The organism is Sphaerotilus hippei (genome assembly GCF_003201595.1).
GTDB classification, from domain to species: domain Bacteria; phylum Pseudomonadota; class Gammaproteobacteria; order Burkholderiales; family Burkholderiaceae_C; genus Sphaerotilus; species Sphaerotilus hippei.
Map to the genome: position 1 here is coordinate 20,180 of NZ_QJJS01000019.1, position 15,777 is coordinate 35,956.

11 protein-coding genes and 2 tRNA genes are annotated in these 15,777 nt (G+C 69.5%); 12 read left to right on the plus strand and 1 reads right to left on the minus strand.

Annotated elements, in window-relative coordinates; all coding sequences use genetic code 11:
• The first annotated feature begins 2 nt into the window (after positions 1-2).
• From rsmB to C7444_RS16780, 9 genes are all read left to right on the plus strand, one after another.
• Complete coding sequence (rsmB, locus tag C7444_RS16745; protein ID WP_245909606.1) at positions 3-1,361, plus strand: 16S rRNA (cytosine(967)-C(5))-methyltransferase RsmB; 1,359 nt, start codon at positions 3-5, stop codon at positions 1,359-1,361.
• 51 nt (positions 1,362-1,412) lie between these two features.
• Entirely contained in the window at positions 1,413-2,066 is a 654-nt protein-coding gene (locus C7444_RS16750) for a DUF4390 domain-containing protein (RefSeq protein WP_245909607.1), read from the plus strand.
• Positions 2,067-2,127: 61 nt separating this feature from the next.
• Positions 2,128-4,404 carry a sensor histidine kinase gene (locus C7444_RS16755; protein ID WP_110402004.1) on the plus strand — a complete coding sequence of 759 codons (2,277 nt, stop codon included), beginning with the start codon at positions 2,128-2,130 and terminating at the stop codon, positions 4,402-4,404.
• Positions 4,405-4,455: 51 nt separating this feature from the next.
• Complete coding sequence (locus C7444_RS16760) at positions 4,456-5,268, plus strand: response regulator (protein WP_110402005.1); 813 nt, start codon at positions 4,456-4,458, stop codon at positions 5,266-5,268.
• 80 nt (positions 5,269-5,348) lie between these two features.
• Positions 5,349-5,424 (plus strand) — tRNA-Phe (locus tag C7444_RS16765).
• A gap of 146 nt (positions 5,425-5,570) precedes the next feature.
• Positions 5,571-5,646 (plus strand) — tRNA-Gly (locus C7444_RS16770).
• Positions 5,647-6,127: 481 nt separating this feature from the next.
• On the plus strand, positions 6,128-6,301 hold the full coding sequence (locus C7444_RS20325) for a hypothetical protein (protein ID WP_170130785.1): 174 nt from the start codon (positions 6,128-6,130) through the stop codon (positions 6,299-6,301).
• A 222-nt stretch (positions 6,302-6,523) separates the two neighbouring features.
• Complete coding sequence (locus tag C7444_RS16775) at positions 6,524-6,853, plus strand: hypothetical protein (RefSeq protein ID WP_146219423.1); 330 nt, start codon at positions 6,524-6,526, stop codon at positions 6,851-6,853.
• 39 nt (positions 6,854-6,892) lie between these two features.
• Positions 6,893-7,366, plus strand: coding sequence for a hypothetical protein (locus C7444_RS16780; protein ID WP_110402007.1), 474 nt, complete (start codon positions 6,893-6,895; stop codon positions 7,364-7,366).
• Between the two features lie 2 nt (positions 7,367-7,368).
• On the opposite strand, the gene C7444_RS16785 is transcribed toward C7444_RS16780, so the two are convergent.
• The gene (locus C7444_RS16785) at positions 7,369-8,142 is read right to left on the minus strand and encodes a GntR family transcriptional regulator (protein WP_110402008.1); all 774 of its coding nucleotides are present in this window, start codon (positions 8,140-8,142) and stop codon (positions 7,369-7,371) included.
• A 232-nt stretch (positions 8,143-8,374) separates the two neighbouring features.
• On the opposite strand from C7444_RS16785, the gene C7444_RS20935 reads away from it, so the two are divergent.
• The 3 genes from C7444_RS20935 to C7444_RS16800 all read left to right on the plus strand — a co-directional run bounded on the left by C7444_RS20935 (position 8,375) and on the right by C7444_RS16800 (position 15,770).
• Positions 8,375-11,218 (plus strand): FAD-binding and (Fe-S)-binding domain-containing protein, encoded by a 2,844-nt coding sequence (locus tag C7444_RS20935; RefSeq protein ID WP_110402009.1) that lies wholly within the window; start codon positions 8,375-8,377, stop codon positions 11,216-11,218.
• Positions 11,219-11,263: 45 nt separating this feature from the next.
• A complete protein-coding gene (locus C7444_RS16795; RefSeq protein WP_110402010.1) occupies positions 11,264-12,958 on the plus strand; it encodes a lactate permease LctP family transporter in 1,695 nt (564 codons plus the stop codon).
• A gap of 160 nt (positions 12,959-13,118) precedes the next feature.
• A complete protein-coding gene (locus C7444_RS16800) occupies positions 13,119-15,770 on the plus strand; it encodes a sensor domain-containing protein (RefSeq protein WP_110402011.1) in 2,652 nt (883 codons plus the stop codon).
• Positions 15,771-15,777: the final 7 nt, after the last annotated feature.

Sequence of the window (15,777 nt, forward strand, 5' to 3'; positions counted from 1 at the left end):
CCGTGAAACCCGACCGCTCCCCTCGCCCCTCCACGCCGACCGGCCGCCCCGCGCCGGGCCAGGCCCTGCCGCTCGCGACCCTGCTCGAGCACACCGCACATGCGGTCGCCGCCGTGCGCGCCGGACGCTCGCTGACCGATGCGCTGGCCGACTGCCCGCCGGCGGCACGCCCGGGTTGCCAGGCGCTGAGCTTCCACGTGATGAAACACCTGGGCGGGGCCCAGGCGGCCCGCGCCGCGCTCGTGCCTCGCCAGCCCCCGGCCGAGGTCGAGGCGCTGCTGCTGTGCGCGCTCGCCCTGCTGTGGCCCGATGGCGAGCCACCCTACGGCGAACACACGCTGGTCGACCAGACCGTGCGCTGCGCCCGCCAGCGCACCCCCGCCCAGGCCGGTTTCATCAACGCCGTGCTGCGCCGCTTCCTGCGTGAACGGGCCGCGCTGGTGCCCAGGCTCGAGCAAAGCGACCCGGTCGCCCGCTTCCAGCACCCGCGCTGGTGGATAGCCCGGGTGCGCCAGGACTGGCCGCAGCAGGCCGAGGCGCTGCTGGCGGCCAACCAGGTGCACGCGCCCATGGCGCTGCGGGTCAACGCCCGGCACGGCGACGCGAGCCGCTATCTGGCCGAGCTCGCCGGCATCGACCTGCCCGCCATCGCCGCCGGCGAGCACGCGGTGGTGCTGGACCGGGCCGTGCCGGTCGACCGCCTGCCCGGTTTTGCCGAAGGCCGGGTGTCGGTGCAGGACCTGTCGGCCCAGCGGGCCGCGCTGCTGGTGCTGGGCCAGGGCGACGAGCGCCTGCCCGAGGGCGCCCGGGTGCTCGACGCCTGCTCGGCCCCGGGGGGCAAGACCGCCCACCTGCTCGAGCTGGCCACGCTCGACCTGACCGCGCTCGACGCCGACGCCAGCCGCCTCGAACGGGTGGCCGGCACGCTGCAGCGCCTGCAGCTGCACGCCCGGCTGCAGGCCGCCGACGCCGGCGACGTCGAGCGCTGGTGGGACGGCCAGCCCTTCGACGCCATCCTGCTGGACGCGCCCTGCAGCGCCTCGGGCATCGTGCGGCGCCACCCGGACGCCCGCTGGCTGCGCCGCCCGGGCGACATCCCCGAACTGGCCCGGCTGCAGGCCCGCCTGCTCGACCGGCTGTGGCCGCTGCTGCGCCCGGGCGGACGCCTGATCTACGCCACCTGCTCGATCTTCAAGGCCGAGGGGGAAGACCAGGTTGAAGCCTTTTTGCAACGCACCGTGGACGCCGAGCGACGAAACGCCCCCGGTCACCTGCTGCCCTTGGTCGACAATTCCATCGGATCCAGCGCGGCCGGCGTGGGTGACGGCTTCTACTACGCCCGCCTGGACAAGCGCACCTGAACCCGACGGGCGCCGGGGCGCCCGAGCACAAGAACAACCCATCACCACCACATGGCCGTGCAGCCGCGCCTCGCCTCGTCGATCGACACCTCCCGGGCCTTCGCCACGGCCGCCGCCTGCGCCCTCGGGGCAGGCGCCCGCCGGATGCACGCGGCCCTGCGGGCCGGCCTGCTGATGCTGGCGCTGCTGCTGGTGGCGGCCCGCCCGTGCCACGCGGCGGCCCTGGAGCTGCCGCTGCTGCAGGCCCAGGACAGCGAGCAGGGCGTGATGCTGACCTTCGAGACCCGCTTCGACCTGCCCGCCGGGGTCAGCGAGGCCCTGCAGAAGGGCGTGGCGCTGCATTTCGTGGCGACCGCCGAGGTGGTGCGACCCCGCTGGTACTGGCGCGACAAGCGCATCGCCCAGGCCACGCGGCTCTGGCGCCTGTCCTACCAGCCACTGACCTTCAGCTACCGGGTCAGCTTGGGCGGGCTGTCGCAGACCTACCGCTCGCTCAGCGAGGCGCTGCGGGCGGTGCAGAGCAGCGCACAATGGCGCATCGCCGAGCCCCTGACGGGCGGCGACGAAGGCAGCTGCCACCTCGAGTTCAGCTACCGCCTCGACACCGACCAGCTGCCGCGTCCGCTGCAGATCGGCATCGGCTCCCAACCTGAATGGAATCTGCGCGTGGACCGAACTGTCAGCTTGAGCGCCGACAATCGCTGATCAGGCTCCGGCCGCCCCGTCGGGCGGACGCTCCTGCTCGCCGTTGCCTTCCCCTGTTCCCATGAGTCGTCGTTCCCTGCGCTGGACCCTGCTGATCGCCCTGCTGGCGACCGGTGCGACCGTGCTGGTGCTGGTCTTCCTGCTGACCGTGGCGACCAACAACCGGGCGCTGTACGAGCACCACTTCGGCTGGCTGCTGTGGGTCAACATCGGCGTGGCCGCCGCCCTCGGGCTGGTGATCCTGATCGCGCTGCTGCACCTGACGCGGCGCATGCGGCGTGGCAAGTTCGGCAGCCGGCTGCTGTTCAAGCTGGCCGCCATCTTCGCCTTCGTCGGCGTGGTGCCGGGCGCGCTGATCTACGGCGTGTCCTACCAGTTCGTCTCGCGCAGCATCGAGAGCTGGTTCGACGTCGAGGTCGAAGGCGCGCTCGAATCCGGCCTCAACCTGGGCCGCAGCACGCTGCAGACCCTCGTCACCGACCTGGGCACCAAGACCCGCACGGCCGCCGAGCGTGCGGCCGACAACCACGAGCGCCTGCAGGTGCTGGCGCTGGAGCGGCTGCGCGAGCAGCTGTCGGCGCAGAGCGTCGCGGTGCTGTCGAGCAACGGCCAGGTGATGGCCTCGGCCGGCGGCTCGATCGGCGTGGTGCTGCTGCCCGACCGCCCCTCGGCGCTGCTGCTGCGCCAGACCCGCAACGCCCGCGTGACCTCCGTGCTCGAGGGCCTGGACGCCGATCCCGGCGACCCTTCGGGCGCAGCCCCCGAGGCCCGCGTCCGCGCCCTGGCGTGGATCCCCTCGCCCGAGTTCAGCCTCGGCAACGAGGACCGCTACCTGCAGGTCACCCAGTCCATTCCCGCCGAGCTCTCGGCCAATGCCCTGCGGGTCCAGGCCGCCTACAGCGAATACCAGCAGCGGGCGCTCGGCCGCGAAGGCCTGCGCCGGATGTACATCGGCACGCTGACGCTGGCGCTCATCCTCGGCGTGTTCAGCGCGCTGCTGATGGCCGCGGCCCTGGGCCACCAGCTGGCGCGGCCGCTGCTGGTGCTGGCCGAAGGCGTGCGCCAGGTCGCCCGTGGCGACCTCACGCCCAAGGCCGTGTTCGACTCGCGCGACGAGCTCGGCGGGCTGACCCGCTCGTTCGCCGACATGACCCAGCAGCTCGCCGACGCCCGCTCGCTGGTCCAGCGCAGCCTGGCCGAGGTGGAGAGCGCCAAGGCCCACCTGCAGACCATCCTCGACAACCTCAACGCCGGCGTGCTGGTCTTCGACGCCCAGGGGCGCATCGAGATGGCCAACCCCGGCGCGGCGCGCATCCTGCGCCTGCCACCCGACCTCGGCCACGGCCGCACGCTGGCGCAGCTGCCCGGCCTGGCCGACTTCGCGCTCGCCGTCGCGCAGCGCTTCTCCAAGGCCAACCTCGACACCGAGCGCAGCGAGCACAGCCACTGGCAGGACACGCTCGAGATCACCTCCAGCACCGACAGCGCCACCGTGACCCTGCTGGTGCGGGGCGCGCTGCTGCCCGAGATGCAGCCGCTGATCGTCTTCGACGACATCACCGAGGTCGTCTCCGCCCAGCGCAGCGTCGCCTGGGCCGAAGTCGCCCGCCGGCTCGCCCACGAGATCAAGAATCCGCTCACCCCCATCCAGCTGTCGGCCGAGCGCCTGCAGCACAAGCTCGAGAGCAAGCTCACCGGCACCGACCAGCAGATGCTGGTGCGCTCGGTGGGCACCATCGTCACCCAGGTCCAGGCGATGAAGACCCTGGTCAACGAATTCCGCGACTACGCCCGGCTGCCTGCGGCCAGCCTCGCGCCGCTCGACCTCAACAGCCTCGTCAGCGACGTGCTCGGGCTCTACGCCGTGCAGCAGGAACGTGGCGTGCTCAGCGCCGACCTGGGTGCGGACCTGCCCGCGCTCGAGGGGGATGCCACCCAGCTGCGCCAGGTCATCCACAACCTGGTGCAGAACGCGCTCGACGCCATCGACGGCCAGCCCGAAGGTGAGGTCGAGGTCTGCACCGACCTCTGCCTGCACCCCGACGGGCGCCTGCGCAGCGTGCGGCTGAAGGTCATCGACAACGGCCCGGGCTTCTCCGACAAGGTCCTGAAACGGGCCTTCGAGCCCTACGTCACCACCAAGGCGCGTGGCACCGGACTGGGCCTGGCGGTGGTGCGCAAGATCGTCGAGGAGCACGGTGCCCGGATCCGTCTGCGCAACCGCAACGAGCAGACTCAGGACACCACTTTCGACGGCGCGCAGCACGGCGCCGAAGTTTCTATATCATTTTCCCGCTGGGTACCGGTGATTGACCCTGCGCCAAGCCTGACGGCTTGAGCAAAAACGCTACAGCCCGTACCCCTGAAACGAGTCAGCTTCGATCCTTCCATGGCCAATATTCTTGTCGTCGACGATGAAATGGGCATCCGTGCCCTGCTGCAGGAAATCCTGACGGACGAAGGACACACCGTCGAGCTGGCCGAAAACGCCGCTCAGGCCCGTGCCAAGCGCGAGCAGATGCAGCCCGACCTGGTGCTGCTCGACATCTGGATGCCCGATGTCGACGGCATCACCCTGCTCAAGGAATGGGGCTCGGGCTCGCAGCTGTGCATGCCCGTGATCATGATGTCCGGCCACGGCACCATCGACACCGCGGTCGAGGCCACCAAGTACGGCGCGATGGCCTTCCTCGAGAAGCCCATCACCCTGCAGAAGCTGCTGCGTGCCGTCGAGCAGGGCCTGGCCAAGCCGGCGCCCAAGAGCGCCGCACCCGCCGAGGCCGGCGGCGGCGCCCTGCCGCTGCGCGCCGAACGCGGCTACGGCACCTACCAGCACAGCAGCGACACCGCCACGCTGGCCGCGCCCGTCTACAACCCGAGCCATGGCCAGACCAGCACCGCACCGCTGAACCACGGCAGCGGCGGCTTCAGCAGCCACCCGCACCCGCCCCACGGCAACCACCACGCCACCAGCATCCTCGCCCCCAGCGGCCCGATCCCCGAACAGAGCTTTGCACTCGACCGCCCGCTGCGCGAGGCCCGTGACGCCTTCGAGAAGGCCTACTTCGAGTTCCACCTCGCCCGCGAGAACGGCAGCATGACCCGCGTGGCCGAGCGCACCGGCCTCGAACGCACCCACCTCTACCGCAAGCTCAAGCAGCTCGGCGTCGACCTGACCCGCAACAAGCGCGGCGGCAACTGAGCCGATCCGGACCCTTTCAAAAAAATCAGCCCGAAAAGCTTGGACAACTCAGAAAAGCTGGTTATACTAGCGTTCTTGATGGCCTGGTAGCTCAGTTGGTAGAGCAGCGGATTGAAAATCCGCGTGTCGGTGGTTCGATTCCGCCCCAGGCCACCAGAATTTTTCAAGCATTGACGCCTACTTGAGCCAGTAGGCGTTTTTGTTTGTGCAGTCAGAGCCCACGAGTCCGGTTCCTGTCCGGTCTCCCGGCGGAACTGCAGCGAAGCGGACGCCGACCGGCACCGCTTCCGATTCGGCACGATGCGGGATTAGCTCAGTTGGTAGAGCGATACCTTGCCAAGGTATAGGTCGAGAGTTCGAGTCTCTTATCCCGCTCCATGCGCATCAAGCAGCGCCAGCCCCAGCGGGCTGGCGTTTTGCTTCGTGACGCAGACACGTCCGCAGGCCACACTCTGCGGTCGCTCTCTGGCCACGAAGCCGACCGCAACCCGAGCACTTCGTGACCGACGACAGCCCCCATCGGCCGCACGGCTCACGGCCAGCCAACGGCAGACACGGCCGGCACGAAATCCGCATCCAGTCCGGCAGCGATGGACTGGCCTGAAATTTCCGCCCTTCGTCGCCCGGACGGGGCAGAAGCGCCTGGTTCATCAAATTTCCGTACGGAAATCAACGGATCGGTGCCGATGCATCGGGCCCGTCTTTCTTCTCTCGTCGCAGACCGCGCCCTTCCCTCCATCGGGTTCGCGCCTCATTTCCCTCTCAAGGATCCCACATCCAAAGTCTTCACCCCGCAGCAGCATCCTTCCAGCTGAACGAATCGGCCGGCCTCGCCCAGTTCGGGCTTGCCCACACCCAGGTGATCGCCTACCTGAGTGAATCCGTGTGCCGGGCGCGCTTCAAGCCCGCCCACCAGGACCCCAGCTTCGCCGAGCTGCTGGTCACCAACGCCGAACAGATCACCGCGGCCATCGCCCGCCGCTTCGCCTCGGGCGCCCGGAGCATCTTCGTGCTGCGTCCGACGGACTTCTGATCCGGCACCGCCACGCCGCGCCAGCAGCGAATCGACCTCGGCGCCGTGCATGCCCCTTCGGCGACATGCCGCCTCGACGACTCAAGCTTTCGGGCCGGGCGCCGATGACGACGGATCACCCTCGAAGTGCCGCGCATGACCTCCTCCGCCACCCCGCCCGCCACCAGGCATCGCCCGTTGACCTGCAGGTGCTGTCGGACGTTTGCCTTCCAGAGGAGGCTCATGAGCGCCAACGACTGGTCCGCCGACTTTCGTCCGCTCACGACACCCTCGGAAGACTGCTTCTTTCCGGGCACTCATGACTACGTCGTCTTTCTCAGGGGCTCGCCCGAGATCGAGCAGATGGTGCGCGACCGGACGATCTGGAGCGTGGCCAGCGGCAAGGCCGGCGAGTTCTTGGTGCCGGGCGCCGGAGATGACTGCCCGACGGTGCGCTACCACTACCGCACGGCAGTGCCTTGGGATGACCACACGCCATCGGTGGCGTGGATGCTGATCGAGGGACTGCCATCGCTGGAAGAGATCGTTCAAAGGCATCGTGATGAAGACTGATCATGCGGTCGTCGCGCGCACAACCACCGTCGGACTTCGATGAAGCTGCCGCGACGCCAGTTCCTGCGCGCGTTCGTCCGATGGGCCCAACACCACCGCGCCGACCTGCCCTTCAGCCTGCGAACCACCTTGAGACGGGATGACCACCTGACCTTCACGATGAGGGGCATCCACCCGGCGCTGGTGCTGGTCGTCGGGCGACAAGAGGTTTGCGTCGACATCCACCACGCCGGCCGCTCCTGGGACATGCTCGGCTGCTTCGAGGCCGTCGCCCGGCACCGGCCCGATGGCCATCACTGCGACCTCTGCCTTGACCAGCAGCAGACCTGGCCGACGCGCGAGGCGCTGTGGCTCGACCACTGCTTCGAGCCGCTGGCCGCCTGGATGGCGGGCCCGCTGACTTCAGCCCGCTGGCTGGACCTGTGCGCCCACGAGGGCATGACCTGGGCGACGCTGACGGACGCCGATCGGACACCGGAAGGCCTGCGATACCGCCTGCCCGTCCACCTCTGAACTCACACCGCGCCACGCCGCATCGACCGCTCCCGCCGCACCGACTCTTCGCGCAGCGAGGTCAGCGTGCGGTCGACGAAGTCGATGTGCGCTTCGGCGGCGGCGCGGGCGGCCGCGCCCTGGCGGGCCTGCACGGCCAGCCAGACGGCGCGGTGCTGATCGAGCAGCTGGGCCGACACCGTGCCGGCGGCGAACAGGTTGGCGATGTTGTCGTGCACATGGGTGTGCAGCATGGTCAGCAGGTTGGCGCTGAGGTGGGTGAACAGGGCGTTGTGGGCCGCGTCGGCCAGCGCCTGGTGGAACTGCACGTCGATCCGTGACGTCAGGTCGAGCCCGCCCTGGCGGTGGGCCGCCTCCATCTGCGCGAACAGCGTGCCGATGCGCTCGATGTCGGCATCGGTCGCCCGCTCGGCGGCCATCTGCGCCACCGTGCCTTCGAGCATGCGCCGGAACTCCAGCACGTCACGGTGCAGTTCGGGGTGCTTGCCCAGCATCTCCTGCCAAGGATCGGCAAAACCGCTGTCGAGATGACCGGTCACGTAGGTGCCGCCACCCTGGCGGGACGTGACCAGGCCGCGCGCGGCCAGCTTCTGGATCGCCTCGCGCAGCGACGGCCGCGACACGCCCAGCTGCTCGGCCAGCTGACGCTCGGGCGGCAGGCGGTCACCGGGCTTGAACGAGCCCTCCAGCATCATGGTCTCGAGCTGCTGGACGATCTGGTCGGACAGGCGGGTGACGTTCAACGGCTTGATCGGGACGGCGGTCGATGCGGGCATGGCAGGCAATCGGCTGCAGTCGCAGCCAAATCTGAATTGGTCTTACCAATGATAGCGCCTGTCCGGAAAATTCAGTTCAACGCCATTTATTGGTCAGACCAATTTACTAAATTGACTGAACCAAGGGTTAACACCGATCTTTTTTCGTTGACCGGTCGGATGGGTCGCTCTAAATTTCCGCCCCATCGCGCCATTTATTGGCCTGACCAATTAACCAAGACTGCGGCCGCCCATGTCACCCCAGCACCAGGCCTTCCTGAAGGCACTCAGCCAGCGCATCACGACCGAGCGGCTCGTCACCGACCCGCTGCGCACGCTGGCCTACGGCACGGACGCGAGCTTCTACCGCCTGGTGCCGCAGATCGTCGTGCTGGCGCGGGACGAGGCCGAGGTCTCGGCCGTGCTGGCGCTGGCGCACGCGCATCAGGTGGCGGTGACCTTCCGGGCGGCAGGCACCAGCCTGTCGGGGCAGGCGGTGAGCGATTCGGTGCTGGTGGTGATCGGCGAGGGCTGGACGGGCATCGAGATCCTGGACGGCGGCGAGCGCATCCGCCTGCAGCCGGGCGTGATCGGCCAGCACGCCAACGACGCGCTGCGCCACCTGGGCCGCAAGATCGGCCCGGATCCGGCGTCCATCGCCACGGCCCGCATCGGCGGCATGGCGGCCAACAACAGCTCGGGCATGTGCTGCGGCACGGCGCAGAACGGCTACCACACGCTGGCCGCGCTGCGCGTGATGCTGCGCGACGGCCAGGTGCTCGACACCTCGGACGCGATCAGCGTGGCCGCCTTCCGGCGTTCGCACGCCGGGCTGCTGCACGGGCTGAGCGCGCTGTCGGACCGCATCCGCAGCCAGCCGGAGCTGGAAGCCCGGGTGCGGCGCAAGTACCGGCTCAAGAACACCACGGGCTACGGCATCAACGCGCTGATCGACTTCATCGATCCGGTGGACATGCTGGCGCATCTGATGATCGGCTCGGAGGGCACGCTGGGCTTCATCTCCAGCATCACCTACCGCACGGTGGCCGACCATGCGCACAAGGCCTCGTGCCTGGTGCTGTTCGACGAGCTGGAGGACTGCTGCCGCGCGGTCACGGCGCTGAAGGACGGCGGTGCGGTGGACGCGGTCGAGCTGGTGGACCGCCGCAGCATCCTGGCCGTGCAGGGCAAGAAGGGCCTGCCCGGTTTCCTCTATGGCGAGCCGGCGCCGCAGGCGGCCGCGCTGCTGATCGAGACCCGCGGCGCCGACGCGGCGGAGCTGGCCGCGCGCTGCGCCGCCATCGGCGCCACGCTGGCGGCCTGCCGCCCCGCGGCCGACAGCGGCTTCTCGACCGACGCCGCCGTGTGCGAGACCTACTGGGCCGTGCGCAAGGGCCTGTTCCCCGCCGTGGGTGCGCAGCGTGCGGTGGGCACGACCTGCGTGATCGAGGACGTGGCCTTCCCGGTCGAGCTGCTGGCCGAAGGCGTGCTGCGCCTGACCGCCTTGTTCGACAAGCACGGCTACGACGAGGCGCTGATCTTCGGCCACGCGCTGGAGGGCAATCTGCACTTCGTCTTCGCGCCGGGCTTCGACAGCCCCGCCGAGGTGCAGCGCTACAGCGACTTCATGGACGAGGTCAGCACGCTGGTGGCGGTCGAGTTCGGCGGCTCGCTGAAGGCCGAACACGGCACCGGCCGCAACGTCGCGCCCTTCGTGAAGCTCGAATGGGGCGACGAGGCCTACGCGGTGATGTGCGAGATCAAGCGGCTGTTCGACCCCGAAGGCCTGCTCAACCCCGACGTCATCATCAGCAGCGACGCGCAGATCCACCTGCAGGACCTCAAGCGCATGCCGGCGGCCGACGCGCTGGTGGACCGCTGCATCGAGTGCGGCTTCTGCGAGCCGGCCTGCCCGTCCAACGGGCTGTCGCTGACGCCGCGCCAGCGCATCGTGCTGTGGCGGCGCATCCAGCAGCTGCGGCGCGACGGCAGCGATGCCGCCCTGCTGGCGCAGCTGGAGGCCGACTACCAGTGGGCCGGCCTGGACACCTGCGCGGCCACCGGCATGTGCGCCACGCGCTGCCCGGTCGGCATCAACACCGGTGACCTGGTGCGCCAGCTGCGCGGCGAGGCCCGCCACCCGGGCGTGGCCTCGACGGTGGAAGCACACCTGGGCGCGGTGCTGGGCACGGCACGGGCCGGCCTGGGCGTGCTGAAGCTGGCCCGTGGCGTGCTCGGCCCGGACACGGCCACCGCCCTGAACCGGGCGGTGCACCGGGTGATCCCGGTGCTGCCGGTCGCCCCGGCGGCGACGCCGGGGGCCGCCTCGGCGCTGCCGGCGGCACCCGCCGCACCGGCCGGTGGCAGCGCCGAGTCGTCGGTGGTGTACTTCTCGTCCTGCGTCAACCGGGTCTTCGCCGAAAGCCCGCAGGGCGGCGACAACCTGGCGGAGTCGACCTTCAGCCTCTTCGCCAAGGCCGGCCTGACGCCGATCTACCCGCCGGACTGCGACGGCCTGTGCTGCGGCCAGCCCTTCGAGAGCAAGGGCGCCAGCCAGGCGGCCGAGCGGGCGCTGCGCCGCACCGGCGAGGCCCTGCTGGCGGCCAGCGACGGCGGCCGCATTCCGGTCTACCTGGACAACGCCCCCTGCGCGCTGCGCCTGGTCGAGGCGCAGCGCGCAGGCCAGCTCGACGCGCGGCTGAAGCTGCACGACGCCACCAGCTTCATGGCCGACGTGGTCGCGCCGCGGCTGCACATCACGCCCCAGCTGCAGCAGCTGGCGGTGCACATCCCGTGCAGCACCAGCAAGATCGGCTCGGCCGCCAAGCTCGTCGCGCTGGCGCGCCGCTGCGCCGAAGAAGTCACCGTGCCCGACATCGCCTGCTGCGGCTTTGCCGGTGACAAGGGTTTCACGCTGCCCGAACTCAATGCCAACAGCCTCAAGCGACTGGCGCCCGCCCTGCCCGCCGGCTGCGGCACCGGGGTGTCGTGCAGCCGCACCTGCCAGATCGGCCTGAGCGGCCACTCCGGCCTGCCCTACCGCAGCCTGGAGGCGCTGCTCGATGACTGCGCCACTCCGTCCGACAGCGCCCGCTGAACGCCGCCCTTCGAACTTCCCCCGCCTACCCGGAAAGATCCACCCATGCCCACCTGGCTTCAAACCTACGACCCGCTCGGCAACCTGACACTGTCAGCGCTGGTCGCGGTCATCCCCGTCGTCTTCTTCTTCATCGCGCTGGCGGTGCTGCGCATGAAGGGCCACATCGCCGGCACGATCACCGTGGCGCTGGCGCTGGGCATCGCCATCCTGTTCTACGGCATGCCGGTGGACATGGCGCTGGCCTCGGCCGGCTACGGCTTCGTCTACGGCCTGTGGCCGATCGCGTGGATCATCGTGTGCTCGGTGTTCCTCTACAAGGTCACGGTCAAGACCGGCCAGTTCGACATCATCCGCGCGTCGATCCTGTCGATCACCGATGACCAGCGCCTGCAGATGCTGCTGGTGGGCTTCGCCTTCGGCGCCTTCCTGGAAGGCGCGGCGGGCTTCGGCGCGCCGGTGGCCATCACCGCCGCGCTGCTGGTGGGCCTGGGTTTCAACCCGCTGTACGCGGCCGGCCTGTGCCTGATCGCCAACACCGCCCCGGTGGCCTTCGGCGCCATGGGCATCCCCATCCTGGTGGCGGGCAAGGTCACCGGCATCGACCCCTTCCTGATCGGCAAGATGGCCGGCCACCAGCTGCCGCTGCTGTCGCTGTTCGTGCCCTTCTGGCTGGTGTTCATGATGAACGGCCTCAAGGGCGTGAAGGACACCTGGCCGGCCGTGCTGGTCGCCGGTGGCAGCTTCGCCGTGACCCAGTTCTTCACCGCCAGCTACCTCGGCCCCGAACTGCCCGACATCACCTCGGCGCTGGTCAGCCTGGTCTGCCTGACGCTGTTCCTGAAGGTCTGGCACCCGAAGGAGACCTTCCGCTTCGCCGCCGCCGGTGGCGTGGGCGCCTCGGCCGTGGCCGGTGCCGGCCTGAACGTGGCCGGCGGCAGCAAGCGCAAGCCCTCGGGCTACAGCGCCGGCCAGATCTTCAAGGCCTGGTCGCCGTTCGTGATCCTGACCGTGCTGGTCACGATCTGGAGCCTCAAGCCCTTCAAGATGCTGTTCGACAAGGGCGGCGCGATGGCCGGCTGGGTCTTCAAGGTGGAAGTGCCGCACCTGCACAACCTGGTGATCAAGACCACCCCCATCGTCAGCGCCGACAAGGCCTACGAGGCGATCTACAAGCTCGACCTGATCTCCGCCACCGGCACGGCCATCCTGCTGGCCGCCGTGCTGTCGATGATCGTGCTGCGCATGAAGCCGCTGGACGGCCTGCGCACCTTCGGTGAAGTGGTGATGGAACTCAAGCGCCCGATCTACTCGATCGGCATGGTGCTGGCCTTCGCCTTCGTCGCCAACTACTCGGGCCTGTCGTCGACGCTGGCGCTGGTGCTGGCCGGCACGGGTGCGGCGTTCCCGTTCTTCTCGCCCTTCCTGGGCTGGCTGGGCGTGTTCCTGACCGGCTCGGACACCTCGGCCAACGCGCTGTTCGGCTCGCTGCAGGCGACCACCGCGCACCAGATCGGCGTCAGCGACACCCTGCTGGTGGCGGCCAACACCACCGGCGGCGTGACCGGCAAGATGATCTCGCCGCAATCGATCGCCGTGGCCTGCGCCGCGGTGGGCCTGGTGGGCAAGGAGTCGGACCTGTTCCGCTTCACGCTCAAGCACAGCCTGTTCTTCGCCACCATCGTGGGCGTGATCACCTACCTGCAGGCCTACTACCTGACAGGCATGATCCCGCACTGAACGGTGCTCCCGGGCTCCGCCGGCCCCTGTGCCCGGCGGAGCCTGCAGCGGCCAGAATGCCAAATAACGGGTTTTCGACAATCACTTGACCGATTCCCGGTGACCCGATCTGCGTAGGATCGGCCGATTCTTTCCATCAGAGTCGGCAGAGGTGTACCGGATGAGCGCCAAGCGCATCGTGACCAGTTTCCTGGCGTTCGGCACGGCCTGGATCCTGGCCTCGGACCGGGCGATCGACCTGATCACCCGGGACGCGGCGATCGTCTCGTCGATCCAGTCGGCCAAGGGCCTGGTCTTCGTGGGCCTGAGCGCCCTGCTCATCTACGTGCTGGTGCGCCATGCGGAGCGCTCCCAGGCGGCCCTCAAGGCCGAGACCGTGCGCCAGCGCGACCGGCTCGCCCACATCCTGGACGTCTCCCCGGCCGTCATCTACACGCTGAGCAGGCGCCAGGATGGCCAGCCCGGCTGGGACGTCGACTTCATCAGCCAGAACGTCGAGCAGGTCACCGGCCATGGACCGGCCCGCTGGTCCTCCCGGGCCGATTTCTGGCGTGAGCACATCCACCCCGACGACCGGACCCCGGCCGAGCTCGCGCAGCAGCGGCTGATGCAGCAGGGCACGGTGCAGCACGAGTACCGCTTCCGGCACGCCGACGGCCGCTGGCGCTGGATCAACGACACCGTCACCCTGCTGCGCGACGCGGCCGGCCAGCCGGTCACGCTGACCGGCGCCTGGCTGGACGTGACCGACCGCAAGCAGGCCGAGCTGGCCACGCAGGCCTCCGAACACCGCTACCACGAGCTGTTCGACCTCAACCCGCTGCCGATGTGGGTGCACGACCTCGAGACCCGGCGCTTCGTCGCGGTGAACGCGGCCACGACCGCGCGGTATGGCTACAGCCACGCCGAGTTCAGCACGATGACGCTGGAGGACATCCAGCCCGAGGCGCCGGGCACGGCGCTGCCGCCCGGAGAGTCGATGCACCGGCGCCGGGACGGCACGAGCTTCCGGGCCGAGCTGAGCACCCGCACGCTGGACCGCGAGGGCCGTGCGGTGCAGCTGGTGCTGGTGCACGACCTCACCGACCGCCTCGACGCGCAGGAACATGCAAGGCTGATCGCCCAGGTGTTCGAGTCCAGCCAGGAAGGCATCTTCATCACCGATGCCCAGACCCGCTTCCTGTCGGTCAACGGCTCCTTCACCCGCATCACCGGCTACAGCGACGCCGAGGTGCAGGGCCACACGCCGGCCCTGCTGAAGTCGGGCCGCCAGGACCGGCTGTTCTACGCCGAGATGTGGGCCCGCATCAAGGCCGAGGGCCGCTGGGAAGGCGAGATCTGGAACCGCCGCAAGAACGGCGAGATCTTCCCCGAGTGGCTCACGATCAGCGCCATCCAGGACTCGCACGGCACACTGCAGCAGTACCTCGGCATCTTCACCGAGACCTCCAACCGCAAGGCGGCGGAGGAGCGCATCCTGCGCCTGTCGAACTACGACACGCTGACCGACCTGCCCAACCGCACCCTGCTGGCCGAGCGGGCCCGCGTGGTGCTGGCCGCCGCGCACCAGCAGGACCGCCCCGCCCTGCTGATGCACCTGAACGTGGACCATTTCGGGGGCGTCAACGAATCGCTCGGTCATGACGCCGGCGACCAGGTGCTGCGCGAACTGGCCCAGCGCCTGTCGCGCGCGCTCAAGCCGGAGGACATCCTCTGCCGCCTGGGCGGAGACGACTTCATCCTGCTGCTGCCCGGCAGCGCGGTGCACGACGTGGCGCCGATCGGCCTGCGGCTGATGGAAGCCGTCGCCCGGCCGATGACCGTGGCCGGCCAGGCGCTGCGCCTGAGCGCCAGCATCGGCGTGGCCGAGTATCCGGGCAACGGCAAGGACCTCGCCCAGCTGACCCAGGCGGCCGAGCTGGCCGTGCACCTGGCCAAGCGCGAGGGGCGCAACACGATGCGGCTGTTCTCGCTGCGCATGCAGCAGCAGGTGCAGGAGACGCTGGCCATCGCCCGGGACCTGCGCTGGGCGGTGGAGCGCCGGCAGCTCGTGCTGCACTACCAGCCGCAGGTCGATGCCCTGACCCACCGCCTGGTCGGCGTCGAGGCGCTGGTGCGCTGGCAGCACCCTCAGTGGGGCCTGGTGTCGCCGGCACGTTTCATCCCGATCGCCGAGGACACCGGGCTGATCCAGGAGATCGGCACCTGGGTGCTGCACGAGGCGCTGCGCCAGAACGGCGCCTGGCAGGCCGCCGGCCTGCCCATCGTGCCGATGGCGGTCAACCTGTCGGTGGCGCAGTTCCGCCATCCGCTGCTGCACGGCACGCTGGCCGAGGCGCTGCGCCACAGCGGCCAGCCCGCCCACATGCTCGAGCTCGAGCTCACCGAGAGCGTGGCGATGGAAGATTCGGACTTCACCGTCACCACGATCGCCGGGCTCAAGCAGCTCGGCGTGTCGCTGTCGATCGACGATTTCGGCACCGGTTACTCCTCGCTGAGCTACCTGAAGCGCTTCAAGGTGGACAAGCTGAAGATCGACCAGTCCTTCGTGCGCGGCCTGAACCGCGACCCGCAGGACGAGGCCATCGTCGACACCGTCATCAGCCTGGCGCGCAGCCTCGGGCTGCGCACCATCGCCGAGGGCGTGGAGACGAGCGACCAGCTGCAGTTCCTGCAGCAGCACGGCTGCGACGAGATCCAGGGTTACCTGTTCAGCCGTCCGGTGCCGGCCGACGCTTTCCCCGAACTGCTGCGCTCGCTCAGCGGAATCGACCGCGTGACCACCATGGCGCCCCATCCGGTGTCATGCTGACGGTCCA